Here is a 16,145-nt window from a genome sequence, read left to right as displayed (position 1 = left end):
ACTTAAGTTGCTAAGGGTGATGAAACGGATGAAGGTTGAAACGCGTTGAAGCTTGAAACTCAGTGAGCGTCTTCCGACAGGCTCAGGTACACGATCGACAGCATCATGAAGATGAAGGCCTGCAGCGGGATCACCAGCAGGTGGAACAGCATCCAGCCAAGGCCGAACGCACCACCGGCAATGGCACCGAAGAAACCGGCACCACCCAGCACCCAGATCAGCAGGAACACGATTTCGCCGCCGAACATGTTGCCGAACAGTCGCATCGCCAGCGAGATCGGCTTGCTCAGCCACTCGACGATGTTGAGGATCAGGTTGAACGGCATCATCCACTTGCCGAACGGCGCCGTCAGGAATTCCTTGATGAAGCCAAGCAGGCCCTTGGACTTCAGCGCGAAGAACAGCATCAGGAAGAACACGCTGATGGCCATGCCGAGGGTGGCATTGACGTCAGCGGTCGGCACCGGCTTCCAGTAGTGGATGCCCGCCCATTCCAGCGGCTTGGCGATGAAGTCGGCCGGGATCATCTTGATCAGGTTCATCATCAGGATCCAGAAGAAGATCGTGATGGCGATCGGCGTGACCAGCTTGCTCTTGCCGTGATAGGTGTCCTTGGCCTGGCGGTCGACGAACTCCAGGCAGATCTCGACGAAGGCCTGCCACTTGCCCGGCACGCCGGCAGTGGCCTTGCGGGTCCCCAGCCAGAACGCGACAACGATCACCAGGCCCATCAGGACCGCGGTGAGGAAGGTATCGACGTGGATATGCCAGAACATACCCTCACCCTTGCCGACCGGTGCGGTCAGGTTGTGCAGGTGATGCTGGATGTAGCTGGTAGGGGTTAGAGCCTCGCCCGCCATGTGTCCGGAACCTTCAGTTAATTGAATTCTGTCAACGCCTGGCCATGGCCAGGACCTGGAACATCAAGCCGACGGCGATACCGGCCAACAGCGCCAATGCAGGCAGCTTGAAGACCAGGAACCCCACCAGCAGGACGCCGAAAACCACCACCCACTTGGCCACGATCGCAATGATCAGGCGCGCCATCGCCGATCCTGCGGCCACCGCCCCTCCGCCCAGTGCCATCCGTGCCGCCACCCAGCCACCGGCCGAAATGGCCACACCGGACGCCAGCGCGCCGAGGGCATATTTCGGACCCACCAGCAGGAAGGCCAGGGCCAGGACAGCCACTGCGGCCAGCGGGTAGACCGCGGCGCGCAGCATCAGTCGCCGACCCGCATCAACGGAGTTCAGCACAGGACGTCCCGCGTGGTTGCAAGTGGAGGGCTGAGGCGGCTACAGCAGGGGGGCCTCATCGAGCCGCCAAATTATAGCAATGGGACAATTTGCGAGACAACCGCTCCCTGTTCATCCCGGGAGGCCGCAAGTTGCGGTAACGGTTACATTTTTGCGTGCCACCCAAGGGACAATGACGTCCGCATGATGCTGCACTGCAGTATTGAACTTTGGTCGCAGGCCGCGGAACTTTCGCCGCAGGCGCCGGTCCGATCTTTCGACCTGCCTGCAGCAACCTCGTCGACGCTCCGCCCCGCAGGTCCCACGATGGCCCCGAAGCCCGGCTCCGGGGCCATCTCTTTGCATCATCGCGACAGCGCTGAACCGTGCACACCCTGTGGACCATACGTTCACGGATGGTGGACGGGCCTGTCCTGCACAGTGATCTTCATTCTGATGAACCACTGCAAGGACTCTTCGATGCGCTCCGTACCCACCCTGCTCGCCCTCTCCCTGCTCGCCGCCGGGGCCTCGTTCGCCACTGCCGCCCATGCCGCCGAAGGCGATGACCGCTTCGCCCTGCGCCTGGGTGCAATGAACATCGACTCGGACAATACCCTCCGCGGCAAGACCAACGTGGCCGGCCAGGACATCGGCTTCTCCGAGGACTTCAAGCTGGGTGGCAAGGAATGGGAGCCGCGCATCGACGGCATGTTCCGCATCAGCAACCGCCAGCGCCTGCTGTTCAACTACTTCAAGTACGACAAGGACCGCCGCGAGACCCTCGGCCAGGACATCTCCTTCGGTGACGTCAACGTGCCGTCGGGCAGCTTCGTGAAGGGCGAGCTGAAGTACCAGGTCGCCAGCCTGGTCTATGACTACTCGGTGGTGGACACCGATACCTTCGACCTCGGCCTGCAGCTGGGCGCCGAGTACGCCAAGGTCAGCACCAAGGCCTACGCCGATCTGGGTACCGTCTACGAAGGCCAGTTCCTCAACGAGAAGACCGATGGCGTGGCGCCGGTGGTCGGTGCGCGGCTGAGCTTCACCCCGTCGGAGAAGTGGATGATCACGCTGCAGGGCCAGTACCTCAACACGCGCTGGGGCAGCTTCGATGACTACAAGGGCGACCTGAGCCGCGCCAACGCCATCGTCGATTACCGCTTCACCAAGAACTTCGGCGTGTTCGCCGGCTACGACTGGTTCAAGCTCGACGCGGACAAGAAGGGCAGCGACGGCACCATCGGCCTGAAGCAGGAATTCAAGGGCCCGGTGGCCGGCGTCAGCTTCGTGTTCTGATCCCCCCCCCTTCCACGGCACTCTCTCCTGGCGCGGCCTCCGGAACATCGGGGCCGCGCTTTTTTGTGCTGTTTTTCCCTGCGTGCAGGCGCAAGAGCAGCTGGGTCGAGCGCTGGAGGGAGCGGGGGCTGCGGGTGGCAGGCGTTTGGACAAAGTAAAGGCGGAGGCGACCGCCGCAGGCGGACGGCGGGGGACATTTGTCCAAACGCCTGCCACCCGCGCAGCGGCCCAGACCCTCGCGATGTGCTGCCGAAGGTATCCCCGCAGCCAACAAAAAACCCCGGCAGAGGCCGGGGCTTTTTGTACGGAAAGGCGCGTGCGCCTTACTTCTTCTTCGGCATGTACAGATCGGTGATCGTGCCGTCGTAGATTTCCGAGGCCATCGCCACCGATTCGCTCAGCGTCGGGTGCGCATGGATGGTGTGGCCGATGTCCTCGGCTTCCGCACCCATCTCGATCGCCAGGCCGATCTCGGCCAGCAGGTCACCGGCATGCACGCCAACGATGGCACCACCGATGATGCGGTGCGTCTCTTCGTCGAAGATCAGCTTGGTGAAGCCCTCGGTGCGGCCGATGCCGATCGCGCGGCCACTGGCGGCCCACGGGAACTTGGCCACGCCCACCTTCAGGCCCTTGGCCTTGGCTTCGGTTTCGGTGACGCCAACCCAGGCGATTTCCGGGTTGGTATAGGCCACCGACGGAATCACGCGGGCCACCCATTCCTTCTTGTGGCCGGCTGCCACTTCAGCGGCCAGCTTGCCTTCGTGCGTGGCCTTGTGGGCCAGCATCGGGTTGCCGACGATGTCGCCGATGGCAAAGATGTGCGGCACGTTGGTGCGCATCTGGCGATCGACCGGGATGAAGCCACGGTCGGTGACCTGCACGCCGGCCTTTTCGGCATCGATCTTCTTTCCGTTCGGCGAGCGACCCACGGCCACCAGCACGCGGTCGAAGGTGCCCTGCGCCAGCGCAGGCGCCTGGCCTTCCTCGGCGGCGTCGAAGCTCACGGTGATGCCCTTGGCATCGGCGGTGACGCCCGAGGCCTTGGTCTTCAGGTGGACTTCGATGCCCTGCTTCTTCAGGCGGTCGGCCAGCGGCTTGACCAGGTCCTTGTCGGCGCCCGGCATCAGCTGGTCCATGAACTCGACCACGGTGACCTTGCTGCCCAGTGCGCTGTACACGGTGGCCATTTCCAGGCCGATGATGCCGCCGCCGACGACCAGCAGCGAGCCCGGCACTTCGGCCAGCTCCAGCGCGTCGGTGGAGTCCATCACGCGCTTGTCGTCCCACGGGAAGTTCGGCAACTTCACTGCCTGCGAACCCGCGGCGATGATGCACTTCTGGAAACGCAGCAGCTGGGTACTGCCGTCCGCGGCGGTGATTTCCAGCTCGTTGGCCGACAGGAACTTGCCGACGCCCTGCACATTGCGGACCTTGCGCTGCTTGGCCATGCCGGCCAGGCCCTTGGTCAGCTGGTTGACGACTTTTTCCTTGTACTCGCGCAGCTTGTCCAGGGTGATGGTCGGCTTGCCGAACGCGACGCCGAAATCACCGGCGTGGGCCACTTCGTCGATCACCGCAGCAGCATGCAGCAGCGCCTTGGACGGAATGCAGCCCACGTTGAGGCAGACGCCGCCGAGGCTGGCGTAGCGCTCGACCAGCACCGTATCCAGGCCGACGTCGGCGGCGCGGAAAGCGGCGGTGTAGCCACCCGGGCCCGAGCCCAGCACGACCATTTCGCATTCGATGTCGGCCGGCTTGCCGCTGGACAGCGCCGGCTTCGGCGCAGCCGGTTCGGCCGGGGCACGATGCGACGGGGTCACCGGCGGCTTGCTGGCTGGGGCGGCCGCAGCGGGAGCCGGCGCGGCGGCCTTGGCCGGCGCTTCGGCGGCGCCTTCAGCGTCCAGCACCACGACCACGGCGCCTTCGGACAGGGTGTCGCCCAGCTTGACCTTGATTTCCTTGACCACGCCGGCGGCCGAGGACGGCACTTCCAGGGTGGCCTTGTCCGACTCCAGGGTCACCAGACCCTGATCCTTCTTCACCGTGTCGCCGACGGCGACCAACACTTCGATCACCGGCACATCGCTGTAATCGCCGATGTCGGGAACCTTGACTTCAATCGTGGCCATGGTGGGGTTTCCTCGTGCCCGCCCGGCGGCGCCGGCGGGCTATCACTGCATCTGTTCACGCGGCCGCGCCAGGGGCGGCGGCCGCACGGTGGGGGCGAAGCGGTGCCTTACAGCAGCACGCGGCGCATGTCGGCCAGTACCTGCGACAGGTACGTGGTGAAGCGTGCGGCCAGTGCGCCGTCGATGACGCGGTGGTCGTAGCTCAGCGACAGCGGCAGCATCAGCTTCGGTGCGAATTCCTTGCCGTTCCAGACCGGCTGGATGGACGACTTGGAAACGCCGAGGATGGCCACTTCCGGTGCATTGACGATCGGGGTGAACGCGGTGCCGCCGATGCCACCCAGCGAGCTGATCGAGAAGCAGCCGCCGCTCATGTCGGCCGGGCCCAGCTTGCCGTCACGTGCCTTCTTGGCCAGTTCGCCGGTTTCCTGCGCGATCTGCACCACGCCCTTCTTGTCCACGTCGCGGATGACCGGCACGACCAGGCCGTTCGGCGTGTCGGCGGCGAAGCCGATGTGGAAGTACTTCTTCAGGGTCAGGTTTTCACCGCTGGCATCGAGCGAGGCGTTGAATTCCGGGAACTTCTTCAGCGCCGCGGCACTGGCCTTGATCAGGAAGGCGAGCATGGTCAGCTTGATGCCGGCCTTCTCGTTTTCCTTGTTCAGCGCCACGCGCAGGCCTTCCAGGTCGGTGATGTCGGCCTGTTCGAACTGGGTGACGTGCGGGATCATGGCCCAGTTGCGCGCCAGGTTCGCACCCGAGATCTTCTTGATGCGCGACAGCGGCTGGACTTCGGTCTCGCCGAACTTGCTGAAGTCGACCTTCGGCCACGGCAGCAGGTTCAGGCCACCACCGACAGCGACAGTAGCACCGCCGGCAGCCGGCACGCCGCCGCTGAGCGCGGCCTTGACGAACTTCTGCACATCACCCTTGGTAATGCGGCCACCCTTCTCGGTGCCGTTGATCTGCAGCAGGTCCACGCCCAGTTCGCGGGCGAACACGCGCACCGCCGGGGTGGCATACGGCACCTTGGCCGGCAGCACGCCATCGGCGTTGAACTGCACCGGCGGGCTGGACGGGGTACCGGCCGAGGCGATCTCGCGGGCCGCCAGCTTGTCCGGCTGCGCCGGCACGGCGACCGGCTCGACCTTGGTGGCGGTCTCGGCGGCAGCCGGAGCGGCAGCAGCGGCAGCCTTGGTCGGCTCCGGCGCGGCAGCGCCCTCGGCTTCGATGATGGCGACCACATTGCCCTGCGACAGAGTGTCGCCGACCTTGACCTTCAGTTCCTTCACCACGCCAGCCACCGACGACGGCACTTCCATGGTCGCCTTGTCGCTTTCCAGCGTGACCAGGCCCTGGTCCTTCTTGACCGTGTCACCGACGGCGACCAGCACTTCGATGACCGGAATGCCGGAATAGTCGCCGATATCCGGCACCAGCGCTTCAACCGCACCACCGCTGGCAGCCGGAGCGGCCGGCGCAGCCGCGGCCGGGGCCGGCGCGCTCTGGGTGGCGGCAGCCGGAGCTGCGGCCTTGGCCGGTGCCGGCGCGGCAGCGGCCGGCTTGGCGGCTTCGGCTTCGCCTTCGGCCACTTCGATCAGCGCCACGACCTTGCCTTCGGACAGGCTGTCGCCCACCTTGACCTTGAGTTCCTTGACCACGCCGGCCACCGAGGACGGCACTTCCATGGTCGCCTTGTCGCTTTCCAGCGTCACCAGGCCCTGGTCCTTCTTGACCGTGTCGCCGACGGCGACAAGCACCTCGATTACCGGGATATCGCTGTAGTCACCGATATCGGGGACAAGTGCTTCCTTGATTTCGGCCATGGGGATAACTCCGGCAATCTGGTGTAGGGAAACGTCTATTGTGCGGCCAGCGGGGGCCAGCGCCAACCGTTACAGGTGTTTTCAGTACGCACGCAGCCGGGACACGCTGTTGCTCATGGGCTGCGGCCGCGACCAGTCGGTAGCGTATTGTCCGGACGATGTCCGCTTGATGTCGCCAGTACGTCGGCTACCGGCTGCCAGGCCTGGCGCAGGCGCGGCAGCGACCACCCTGCATTGGCCGGGCTGGTCGATGGCAGTGCGACCACCTTTGGCGGGGCCTCCAGCAGTGGCAGCACCCAACGCTGGAATGCCTGCAGCGAGGCACCGCCATTGCAGCCGATCAGCTTCAGCTCAGGCAGCGTGGCGATCAGTTCCGGCAGCGCATTGGCCACTTCCGTGCCACGCACGATGCCCGCATCCAGGCTGCCACGACGCTCGCAGCGACCGATCACATCCCACAGGCCGATGCCCGCAGCGCCCAACGCCTGCAGCCGCTGCGGGTAGGCCAGACCTGGATCGAAACCGCAGATGTCCGCCATCAGCGGCCAGAAACGATTGCGCGGATGCGCGTAGTAGCGCTGCTCCTGCAGGGACGCCACGCCTGGCATCGAGCCCAGCAGCAGCACCCGGCACTCCGCGTTCACCTGCGCTTGCAAACCCACGCACATCGTTGCCTCGCTCACATCTCCTCCAACTGCATGAATGTCGCCGAAGGCCGAAAGGCCCATGAAAACAGGCTTTCCGCTCCGGTCGCTGAACAAGGAAAACTATTTTTTAACGTGCGTCGGATTCGATTCATGTTGGGGCGACTACGGTGTGCTCGCCCCGCAACCGGGGGCCCAAAACAAGAAACATTAGGAGATACCCCCATGCGCTCCATCCGTATCCTGAGTCTCGCCCTGCTGACCTCCGCCGCCTTCGCGCCGGCCGCTTTCGCCCAGGACAGCAGCACCACCGATACCGCTTCGGGCAAGCATTTTGCCGTTGTTGGCGGCATCTCGCTGCTGGAACCGAAGAACGACCCGATCACCGGCGTGAAGAAGACCGACGGTGGCCCGGCGCCGACCGTCAGCTTCAGCTACTACATCAACGACAACTGGGCCGTTGAGCTGTGGGGCGCTGCCGACAAGTTCGACAACAAGTTCAAGGGCCCGAACAACGCCCGCCTGGGCTCGGTCGAGCAGCAGCCGGTCGCGCTGAGCGGCCAGTACCACTTCGGCCAGGCTGACAACGTGTTCCGCCCGTTCGTGGGCGTCGGCTACTACCAGTCCAGCTTCAGCAACGAGAAGCTGGGCAACGGCGCTGACAGCGACATCCGCTTCAAGGATGCCAAGGGCGTGATCGGCACCGTCGGCGTTGACATGAACATCAACTCCACCTGGTTCGCCCGTGCTGACGCCCGCTACATGCGCGCCCGCCCGGACATCAAGGTCGGCGGCGAGAAGATCGGCGAAGCCAAGATGGACCCGTGGACCGTCGGCTTCGGCATCGGCGCCCGCTTCTGATCCAGGCAACGCTGCTTCACTGATGTAACGCGACGGGCCCTTCGGGGCCCGTCGTCGTTTCCGTCACCGCAGGCCCGTGTAGAGTCGGCTGTGGCTCGGCTCTACCGGCGGATGCGAGGGGCCCCATGCACGAAATCGACCTGCTGGTGATCGGTGGCGGCATCAACGGCGCCGGCATTGCCCGTGACGCCAGTGGCCGCGGCCTGCGCGTGCTGCTGTGCGAACAGCACGACCTGGCCGCGCACACCTCCAGTGCCAGCAGCAAACTGATCCATGGCGGCCTGCGCTACCTGGAACAGGGCCAGTTCGGGCTGGTGCGCAAGGCGCTCGGCGAACGTGAGGTGGTGCGCCGGCAGGCGCCCCATCTGGTCCATCCGCTGCGCTTCGTACTGCCCTGGGAGCCACACCTGCGCCCGCGATGGATGCTGCGCATGGGGCTGTGGCTGTACGACCATCTGGGCCGGCGCGGCCCCGCCTTCCCCGCGTCACGCGCGCTGGACCTGCAACGCGACCCGCTTGGCCACTGGCTCTCCCCGACGCTGCGGCAGGCCTTCAGCTACGCCGATGCGCAGGTCGATGACGCGCGATTGGTACTGCTCATCGCCCTGGATGCCGCGCAGCGAGGCGCACAGGTGCGGGTGCGCAGTCGCTGCATCGACCTGTGCCCCACGCAGGGCCGATGGCAGGCTGTTCTGGAGTCCGCCGATGGCCAGTCGCACCATGTGAATGCGCGCGCCGTGGTCAATGCGGCAGGGCCGTGGGCCGGGGGCCTGCTGGAACGGATGCAGACGCGCAGCGGCGGCCCCGCACTGCGCCTGGTGCAAGGCAGCCACATCGTGCTGCGCCGGCCCTGGCCCGATGACAGCGCCTGCCTGCTGCAGCAACCCGACGGACGCGTGGTGTTCCTGCTGCCCTTCGCGCACGACCACCTGCTGGTTGGCACGACCGACACCGACTATCGCGGTGACCCGGCGCGCTGCAGCGTGCTGCCTTCCGAGGTGGCCTACCTGTGCGAAGCGGCCAATCGCTACCTGCGCGAACCCATCGCACCGGAGGAGGTGGTCTGGGCGTTCGCCGGCGTCCGTCCGCTGCTGGCTGACCCGGATCCGCGCGCAGCAAAACTCAGCCGCGACTACCGCCTGCAGTTGCAGGCGGACCCGGCACCGGCGCTGCATGTGCTGGGTGGCAAGCTGACCACCTATCGGGTGCTGGCCGAGGAGGCAGTGGACCTGCTGCGCCCTGCCCTGCCACAGATGGGACCGGCGTGGACGGCACGCGGAGACCCGCTGCCGGGCAGCGACTGGGGTGACGCCGCACAGGCAGGCTCGCGCTTGCTGGCGCTGGCACCGTGGTTGCCCGCAGGTATCGCGCGACGCTGGGCCGGGGCCTATGGCAGTCGCAGCGCGGAACTGCTGCAGGGTGTACAGGGCGTGCACGATCTTGGCGAGGAGTTTGGCGACGGCCTGCATGCGCGCGAAGTGGACTTCCTGCGCGAACACGAGTGGGCATACAGCACCGACGATATCCTGTGGCGGCGGAGCAAGCTGGGGTTGCGGCTGGATGCTGCGCAGGTGGCACGGCTGCAGGCGTGGATGTCGCAACGGTAGCGCCGGGCCATGCCCGGCGGACATCATGCAACGCAGCCGAGCATGGCCCGGCTGTACAGAGAGCAAGGTAAATTACCCTGACCGCTCTACCGGAGACGCTGCATGACGCCCCGCTACGTGCTGGCCATCGACCAGGGCACCACCAGTTCGCGCGCGATCCTGTTCGACCGTGCCGGCAACATCGTCGGCAGCGCGCAGCGCGAGTTCGCGCAGATCTTCCCGCAGCCCGGCTGGGTCGAGCATGACCCGCGCGAGATCCTTACCAGCGTCTATGCCACGCTGACCGAGCTGCTCAGCCGCGGGCAGATCGACCCGCGCCATATCGCCGCACTGGGCATCACCAACCAGCGCGAAACCACCGTGGTCTGGGACCGCGCCACCGGCCAGCCGATCCACAACGCCATCGTCTGGCAATCGCGGCAGAGCCACGCCATCTGCGAGCGGCTCAAATCCGAGGGGCATGAAGCGCTGATCCGCGAGCGGACCGGCCTGCTGATCGATGCCTATTTCTCCGCCACCAAGGTGCGCTGGATCCTCGACCACGTGGAGGGCGCGCAGCAGCGCGCCGAACGTGGCGAGCTGCTGTTCGGCACCATCGACAGCTGGCTGGTGTGGAACCTGAGCGGTGGCCAGGCGCATGTGACCGACTACAGCAACGCCGCGCGCACCCTGCTGTTCAACATCCACACCCTGGACTGGGATGACGACCTGCTGGCGCTGCTCGACATCCCGCGCGCGATGCTGCCGCAGGTGCGCGACTCCAGCGCAGTCTACGCACATACCCGGCCGCAGTTCTTCTTCGACCACCCGATCCCGATCGCCGGCATCGCCGGTGACCAGCAGGCGGCGCTGTTCGGCCAGGCCTGCTTCCGGCCGGGCATGGTCAAGAACACCTATGGCACCGGCTGTTTCATGCTGATGCATACCGGTGCGCAGGCGGTGCGCTCGCGCAACGGCCTGCTGACCACCATCGCCTGGGGCCTGGACGGGCGCGTGGAATACGCGCTGGAAGGCTCGATCTTCATCGCCGGCTCGGTGGTGCAGTGGCTGCGCGACGGCCTGCGGATGATCGAACGTGCCAGCGACAGCCAGGCACTGGCCGCGCAGGTGCCCGACAGTGGCGGCGCTTACCTGGTGCCCGCGTTCGTCGGCCTCGGCGCGCCCTATTGGCGCAGCGATGTACGCGGTGCGATGTTCGGGTTGACCCGTGGCACCCGCAAGGCGCACTTCGTGCGCGCCGCGCTGGAAGCGATGGCCTACCAGACCCGCGATGTGCTCGATGCGATGCAGTCCGACGCGGGCATCGCGCTGACCGAGCTGCGCGCCGACGGCGGTGCGATCGGCAACGACTTCCTGGCCGGGTTCCAGGCCGACATCCTCGGCGTGCCGCTGCTGCGGCCTCGGCTGACCGAGACCACCGCACTGGGTGCGGCCTACCTGGCGGGCCTGGCGGTGGGGTTCTGGACCAGCCGCGAACAGATCGCCGCGCAGTGGGGCCTGGACCGGCGCTTCGAGCCGCAGATGGAGGTGGCCCGGCGCGAGAAACTGTATGCCGGATGGCAGCAGGCCGTTGCCGCTACCCTCGCCTTCCACGTGGATTAAGGCGGTGTCGACCAAGGTCGACACCCACCACAGGCATCGTCAGCGGATCAGCGCGGTCAGAACGCCGGCAGCACCGCGCCCTTGTACTTGGTGTCGATGAAGGCCTTCACCTGCGGGCTGGTCAGCGCCTTGGCGAGCTTCTGCACGCGGGCGTCGTCCTTGTTGTCCGGGCGCGCGACCAGGAAATTCACGTACGGCGAGTCCTTGCTCTCGATCGCCAGCGCATCCTGGGTCGGGTTGAGGCCGGCGTCCAGCGCGTAGTTGGTATTGATCAGGGCCAGATCGACCTGGTCCAGAACGCGCGGCAGCATCGCCGAGTCCAGCTCGCGGAACTTCAGGTTCTTCGGATTGGCGCTGATGTCGCGCTGGGTCGACAGCGCGTTGGTCGGGTCCTTCAGCTCGATCACGCCAGCCTTGTGCAGCAGGATCAGCGCACGGCTGTTGTTGCTCGGGTCGTTCGGGATCACCACGTCGGCGCCTTCACGCAGCTCGGCCAGCGACTTGACCTTGCGCGAGTACGCACCGAACGGCTCGATGTGGACGCCGATCACTTTCACCAGGTCGGTCTTGCGGTCGCGGTTGTAGGCATCCAGGTACGGCTCGGTCTGGAAGTAGTTGGCGTCCACCTGCTTCTGCACCAGCTGGTCGTTGGGCTGCACGTAGTCATTGAACACGCGCACGTCCAGGTCCACGCCTTCCTGCTTGAGGATCGGCTTGACCACCTCGAGGATCTCGGCATGCGGCACGGCCGTGGCGGCCACCACCAGCTTCTGCGAGGGCTCGCCAGACGAGCCGCAGGCGGTCAGGGCCAGCGCAGCGGCGAGCAGGGGCAGCAACAGGGTCTTCTTCATGGGGGATTGGGTTCTCGGGGGGAGTGTCAGGATTTTTCGTAGTTGCTCAGGGCCAGCTCAAGCAACGCCTTGGCCTGCTCGCGCAGCATCATCGGCTCGACGATCTCGGCATCCGAGCCGTAATGCAGCACATCCATCAGCAGCTCGCGCGAGACGCTGTACGGCACCTTCAGCTCATAGCGGCCGTCGGCCAGGAAGCGGCCCTGCTGCTTGGAATGCCAGTGCTCGTCGGCCACCCAGCGCGCGGCCTTGGCGCTGAACAGGATGGTCGCCCAACCCTTCGGCGCGCCGGAGAAGATGCCGTAGCTGGCACCAAGCTGCTCATCCAGCTCGCTGTCGGCGACATCGCGCGCGGTGCTGTCGACCACCCGCGCCTTGTGGATGCGGTCCACCGCAAAACTGCGCAGGGCTTCGCGGTCATGGTCCCAGGCATCCAGGTACCAGTTGTCGCGATAGTGGGTCAGGCGCTGCGGCGAGACGGTGCGCTTGGTCGGCTCGTCGGTGGAGCGGGCGCGGTACTCGAACGCCAGCTGACGGCGCTCCAGCACGGCCGAAGCGACGCTGCGGAAGCTGCCCTCGTCGAACTTGCGGCCACGGTGCGGGATCACCCGCACGCGGTCGACCGGCCAGCTGGATACGCCGGCCTGGGCCGCCAGCAGGCTTTCGATGCGTTGCTGCAGCGGCGCCAGCACCGACGACAGCACACCACCGCCGGTACGCGCCAGCAGGTGCTGCGAGGCCAGCAGGGCGTGCAGCTCCTCCGAGCTGAGCCACAGGCCTGGCAGCTCGAAACGGTCGCTCTCGTCAGCCTGGTAGCGGAAGCCCGCCTCGCCGTCGCCCTCGATCGGTGCCATCAGCGCATCGCGCAGGAAGGCCAGGTCGCGGTAGACGGTGGCGCGGGAACAACCGAGCTTGTCCTGCAGGGTCGCCACCGTCACCGGATAGCGCGCGGACTTGAGCAGACGATGCAGGGCGGTGATGCGTTCGTATCGGTCCATACCCCCGATTATGTCCGAGTCGCGGGTCTTGTGTGGGACGTTTGGGCTATCGTGGTCGCCCCCACCCCCATGGAATGCCCGATGCGCCGGTTGCCCGCCCTGTCCCTGCTGGCCTGCCTGCTGCTGGCCGCCTGTGATCGCGCGCCAGCGCCGGCCGCCACCAACGCCCCGGTGCCCGTCGCCGATCCGGCGCAGGCGGTGCTGGGCGCCAGCCAGCGTTTCGCGGCCCTGCGCAGCTTCCACGCCGAACTGGAGGTGCTGGGCGCACCGCAGCCGGTGCGCAGCGCCATGGACTTCGTGGCGCCCGATCGTTTCCGGGTGGATACGCCGGCGGGTCCGCAGACCATCATCGGCGACACCCTGTTCCTGCAGGGTGACGGCGCGATCCGCCAGGTGCCAACCCCGCCCGGCCTGCTCGAGCAGTGGCGCAACCCGCTGCCGGCCGATGCCCTGCCCGCCGACCTGAAGGCTGAAGACCTTGGCAGCCAGGCGCTGGACGGGGTCCAGACCCGGCACTACCGGCTGCGCGGTGCCCAGCCCGGCGAACGCCTGGAATACTGGGTGGATGCCCAGGGCCTGCCACGCCAGATCGTGCGCAGTGGCAGCAGCAATGGCCGCAGCTTCCAGCTGCGCCTGCGCTATTCGCGCTTCAACGACCCCGCATTGCGTATCGATCTGCCCTGAATAGGCGATCGTGGCAACGTTCGCTGAAGCACGCATTGGATCGATTCGGACCGCCATCACGCTTCCAGTATCATCACCGGCTGTTAACCGTTTCGGAGAAGCCTCGATGTCCCTGCGCGTGTCCCTGCTGATCCCCCTGCTGCTGTGCGCACCGCTCGCGCATGCGCAGGATGCCTCCGAACTGGCGGCGATGTCCTCGCCGTGGAGCGGCAGCGGCGGCGAGCTCGGCTTCGCGTCGGCACGCGGCAACAGCAGCACCGAAAGCTTCAACGGCCGCCTGCGCCTGCGTTACACCGATGGCGACTGGGTGCACAGCATGGACCTGGCCGGCCTGCGTTCCAGCTCCAAGGTGATCGAGACCCGCGACGACGGCTCCACCAGCCGCCGCAACAACACCACCGCCAACCGCTACACCGGCAGTGCCGGCAGCGCGCTGCAGCTGGGCGAGCACCGCCAGCTGACGGCCACGGTGCGTACCGAGCGCGATGACTTCGCCACCTACGACCGCCAGAGTTCGTTCGGTCTGGGTTACGGCACCCGGCTGTGGAACACCGAGCGCTTCTCGTTCGACGCGCAGATCGGCCCGGGTGTGCGCCGCACCCACAGCACCGAGGACGACCGCACCCGCACCGGCATGATCGGCCGCGGCCTGTTCGACATGAAGTACTCGCTGACCGACAACACCGACCTGGTCAACACGCTGCTGGTCGAATCGGGTTCCTACAATACCTTCGGCCAGAACGACTTCGGCGTTTCGGTGAGCATGAACGAGCACCTGGCACTGAAGGCCGGCTGGCAGGCGCGTTACAACAGTGACGTGGCCGAGGACAAGCGCAAGACCGATACGCTGACCACGATGAACGTGGTCTACAAGTTCAAATAAACAGAACGGGCGCCAAGGCGCCCGTTCTGCTTCTGGGTAGTGCCGGCCGCTGGCCGGCAGCACCTGCTGCAATGCTCAGACGTTCAGCAGTTCACCGGCACCGGCATCCAGCAGCATCGTCGCCACGCGCTGGCCCAGCGCTTCCGGATCACTGGCGGGGCCGACTGCCTCGGCACGTACCGCACGGCCATCGCTGGCGCTGCCAACCAGGCCCTGCAGGTGCAGGTCGTCACCCTGCCACTGCGCGATCGCGGCCACCGGCACGTGGCAGCTGCCATGCAACGCACGGTTCATCGCCCGCTCGGCCTCCACGCAGGCACGCGTGGCCGCGTCATCAAGCTCGGCGAACAATGCCATCAGGCCCGCATTGCCGCCATCGCACTCCACCGCCACCGCGCCCTGCGCCGGTGCCGGCAGCCACTGCGGCGGTTGCAGGCGCGCGACGATGCGCTCGCCCAGGCCGAGGCGCTCCAGGCCGGCCACGGCCAACACGATGGCGTCGTAGCCACCGTTGTCGAGCTTGGCCAGGCGGGTGTTGACGTTGCCGCGCAGGTCCAGCAGCTCCAGGTCCGGGCGCAGCGCGCGCAGCTGGGCCTGACGACGCAGCGACGACGTACCGACCCGCGCGCCGATCGGCAGCGCGTCCAGCGAGGCATACAGGTTGGAGACGAAGCCATCGGCCGGATCGTGGCGGGTCAGCATCGCGGGCAGTGCGAAGGGTTCGTCCAGTTCCATCGGCACATCCTTCAGCGAGTGCACGGCGCAGTCGGCCTCGCCTCGCAGCATGGCCAGCTCCAGCTCCTTCAGGAACAGGCCCTTGCCACCGATGGCGGCGAGCGAGCGGTCCAGCACCTCGTCGCCGCGGGTGCTCATCGGCACCAGTTCCACATGCAGGCCGGGATGGGCCTGGCGCAGGCGGTCGGCGACGTGTTCGCTCTGCCAGAGGGCGAGCGGGCTCTTGCGGGTGGCGATGCGGACGGTTTCCATCCGGTCATTATCGCGCCTTCGGCGCGGATACGGCCAACGGCGGAGCCCCTCGTGGCTGGCTGGGGGATCGTGAAAGCAACAGCCGCGCTTGGCCGGGCGGTGTGGACCACGCAGGGGCCGCTGCAAGTACGTCCATGTAGGCTCGGTCGCCGCATCCATGCGGCTCACGCCCCTGCGCAGCCCACCCCGCCCGGCCTCTGACAGTTTCCGTGTGCGCCAGCCACGGAAGATCAAAAGAAAAAAGCAGAAGCAAAAGCAACAGCCCACGGCTTCCGGGGTCAGATCCCTTTTTCCCCACCCGATAACAACAATGCCTTTGCCGTCCGACGCGGGAAAAACGAGAGGGTTGGGCCGAGGTGGGGTGGCGGGACCGTTGGCGCCATGGGCCCGAGGCATGCCTCGGGCGGGTTGGGCAGGACGCCCAACCCCGGTCTTGCCGTGTGCGCAGGACGCGCATACGAGCAAGGCGCCATCGAGCTTACAGGGATGTACTTGCAGCGTGTCCCGCCACCCCACCTCGGCCCGACCCAGTACG

14 protein-coding genes are annotated in these 16,145 nt (G+C 66.5%); 6 read left to right on the top strand and 8 right to left on the bottom strand.

The window, feature by feature from the left end:
• Positions 1-59: 59 nt before the first annotated feature.
• Together atpB and V3B30_RS18010 are read right to left on the bottom strand one after the other, a co-directional pair.
• On the bottom strand, positions 60-860 hold the full coding sequence (gene atpB, locus V3B30_RS18015; protein WP_049466592.1) for a F0F1 ATP synthase subunit A: 801 nt from the start codon (positions 858-860) through the stop codon (positions 60-62).
• A gap of 31 nt (positions 861-891) precedes the next feature.
• Entirely contained in the window at positions 892-1,257 is a 366-nt protein-coding gene (locus tag V3B30_RS18010) for a hypothetical protein (protein ID WP_014648497.1), read from the bottom strand.
• A gap of 459 nt (positions 1,258-1,716) precedes the next feature.
• On the opposite strand from V3B30_RS18010, the gene V3B30_RS18005 reads away from it, so the two are divergent.
• Positions 1,717-2,535: a hypothetical protein gene (locus V3B30_RS18005; protein ID WP_049429263.1), complete on the top strand. Its 819-nt coding sequence runs from the start codon at positions 1,717-1,719 to the stop codon at positions 2,533-2,535.
• A 323-nt stretch (positions 2,536-2,858) separates the two neighbouring features.
• On the opposite strand, the gene lpdA is transcribed toward V3B30_RS18005, so the two are convergent.
• From lpdA to V3B30_RS17990, 3 genes are all read right to left on the bottom strand, one after another.
• The gene (lpdA, locus tag V3B30_RS18000; RefSeq protein WP_262083508.1) at positions 2,859-4,667 is read right to left on the bottom strand and encodes a dihydrolipoyl dehydrogenase; all 1,809 of its coding nucleotides are present in this window, start codon (positions 4,665-4,667) and stop codon (positions 2,859-2,861) included.
• Between the two features lie 107 nt (positions 4,668-4,774).
• Positions 4,775-6,493, bottom strand: a complete 1,719-nt coding sequence (gene aceF, locus V3B30_RS17995) for a dihydrolipoyllysine-residue acetyltransferase (protein ID WP_262083509.1) — start codon at positions 6,491-6,493, stop codon at positions 4,775-4,777.
• 113 nt (positions 6,494-6,606) lie between these two features.
• Positions 6,607-7,176 (bottom strand): DNA-deoxyinosine glycosylase, encoded by a 570-nt coding sequence (locus V3B30_RS17990; protein WP_262083510.1) that lies wholly within the window; start codon positions 7,174-7,176, stop codon positions 6,607-6,609.
• Positions 7,177-7,362: 186 nt separating this feature from the next.
• Between V3B30_RS17990 and V3B30_RS17985 the strand changes: the two genes are divergently transcribed.
• The 3 genes from V3B30_RS17985 to glpK all read left to right on the top strand — a co-directional run bounded on the left by V3B30_RS17985 (position 7,363) and on the right by glpK (position 11,207).
• Positions 7,363-7,998 (top strand): OmpW family outer membrane protein, encoded by a 636-nt coding sequence (locus V3B30_RS17985; RefSeq protein ID WP_100473995.1) that lies wholly within the window; start codon positions 7,363-7,365, stop codon positions 7,996-7,998.
• A 125-nt stretch (positions 7,999-8,123) separates the two neighbouring features.
• Positions 8,124-9,605: a glycerol-3-phosphate dehydrogenase gene (gene glpD, locus V3B30_RS17980; RefSeq protein WP_100473996.1), complete on the top strand. Its 1,482-nt coding sequence runs from the start codon at positions 8,124-8,126 to the stop codon at positions 9,603-9,605.
• Positions 9,606-9,707: 102 nt separating this feature from the next.
• Positions 9,708-11,207: a glycerol kinase GlpK gene (glpK, locus tag V3B30_RS17975; protein WP_262083511.1), complete on the top strand. Its 1,500-nt coding sequence runs from the start codon at positions 9,708-9,710 to the stop codon at positions 11,205-11,207.
• A 56-nt stretch (positions 11,208-11,263) separates the two neighbouring features.
• On the opposite strand, the gene V3B30_RS17970 is transcribed toward glpK, so the two are convergent.
• Together V3B30_RS17970 and V3B30_RS17965 are read right to left on the bottom strand one after the other, a co-directional pair.
• The gene (locus tag V3B30_RS17970) at positions 11,264-12,058 is read right to left on the bottom strand and encodes a MetQ/NlpA family ABC transporter substrate-binding protein (RefSeq protein ID WP_262083512.1); all 795 of its coding nucleotides are present in this window, start codon (positions 12,056-12,058) and stop codon (positions 11,264-11,266) included.
• 26 nt (positions 12,059-12,084) lie between these two features.
• On the bottom strand, positions 12,085-13,056 hold the full coding sequence (locus V3B30_RS17965; RefSeq protein WP_100473999.1) for a YafY family protein: 972 nt from the start codon (positions 13,054-13,056) through the stop codon (positions 12,085-12,087).
• A gap of 81 nt (positions 13,057-13,137) precedes the next feature.
• Between V3B30_RS17965 and V3B30_RS17960 the strand changes: the two genes are divergently transcribed.
• Positions 13,138-13,740 (top strand): hypothetical protein, encoded by a 603-nt coding sequence (locus V3B30_RS17960; RefSeq protein ID WP_100474000.1) that lies wholly within the window; start codon positions 13,138-13,140, stop codon positions 13,738-13,740.
• A gap of 106 nt (positions 13,741-13,846) precedes the next feature.
• On the top strand, positions 13,847-14,623 hold the full coding sequence (locus V3B30_RS17955) for a DUF481 domain-containing protein (protein ID WP_100474001.1): 777 nt from the start codon (positions 13,847-13,849) through the stop codon (positions 14,621-14,623).
• Positions 14,624-14,698: 75 nt separating this feature from the next.
• Here V3B30_RS17955 and hemC read toward each other — a convergent pair whose 3' ends face one another.
• Complete coding sequence (gene hemC, locus V3B30_RS17950) at positions 14,699-15,610, bottom strand: hydroxymethylbilane synthase (protein WP_262083513.1); 912 nt, start codon at positions 15,608-15,610, stop codon at positions 14,699-14,701.
• Positions 15,611-16,145: the final 535 nt, after the last annotated feature.

The sequence above is a fragment of the Stenotrophomonas sp. SMYL41 genome (assembly GCF_036319965.1).
Lineage (GTDB): Bacteria > Pseudomonadota > Gammaproteobacteria > Xanthomonadales > Xanthomonadaceae > Stenotrophomonas > Stenotrophomonas maltophilia_R.
Note: the sequence above shows the minus strand (reverse complement) of the source record. Positions and strands in the feature narration are given on the sequence as shown.

Bases quoted from the DNA above. Each gene is read 5' to 3' on its own strand.
- atpB (WP_049466592.1), bottom strand. From the start codon at position 860: ATGGCGGGCGAGGCTCTAACCCCTACCAGCTACATCCAGCATCACCTG.
- V3B30_RS18005 (WP_049429263.1), top strand. From the start codon at position 1,717: ATGCGCTCCGTACCCACCCTGCTCGCCCTCTCCCTGCTCGCCGCCGGG.
- lpdA (WP_262083508.1), bottom strand. From the start codon at position 4,667: ATGGCCACGATTGAAGTCAAGGTTCCCGACATCGGCGATTACAGCGAT.
- aceF (WP_262083509.1), bottom strand. From the start codon at position 6,493: ATGGCCGAAATCAAGGAAGCACTTGTCCCCGATATCGGTGACTACAGC.
- V3B30_RS17985 (WP_100473995.1), top strand. From the start codon at position 7,363: ATGCGCTCCATCCGTATCCTGAGTCTCGCCCTGCTGACCTCCGCCGCC.
- glpD (WP_100473996.1), top strand. From the start codon at position 8,124: ATGCACGAAATCGACCTGCTGGTGATCGGTGGCGGCATCAACGGCGCC.
- glpK (WP_262083511.1), top strand. From the start codon at position 9,708: ATGACGCCCCGCTACGTGCTGGCCATCGACCAGGGCACCACCAGTTCG.
- V3B30_RS17970 (WP_262083512.1), bottom strand. From the start codon at position 12,058: ATGAAGAAGACCCTGTTGCTGCCCCTGCTCGCCGCTGCGCTGGCCCTG.
- V3B30_RS17965 (WP_100473999.1), bottom strand. From the start codon at position 13,056: ATGGACCGATACGAACGCATCACCGCCCTGCATCGTCTGCTCAAGTCC.
- V3B30_RS17960 (WP_100474000.1), top strand. From the start codon at position 13,138: ATGCGCCGGTTGCCCGCCCTGTCCCTGCTGGCCTGCCTGCTGCTGGCC.
- V3B30_RS17955 (WP_100474001.1), top strand. From the start codon at position 13,847: ATGTCCCTGCGCGTGTCCCTGCTGATCCCCCTGCTGCTGTGCGCACCG.
- hemC (WP_262083513.1), bottom strand. From the start codon at position 15,610: ATGGAAACCGTCCGCATCGCCACCCGCAAGAGCCCGCTCGCCCTCTGG.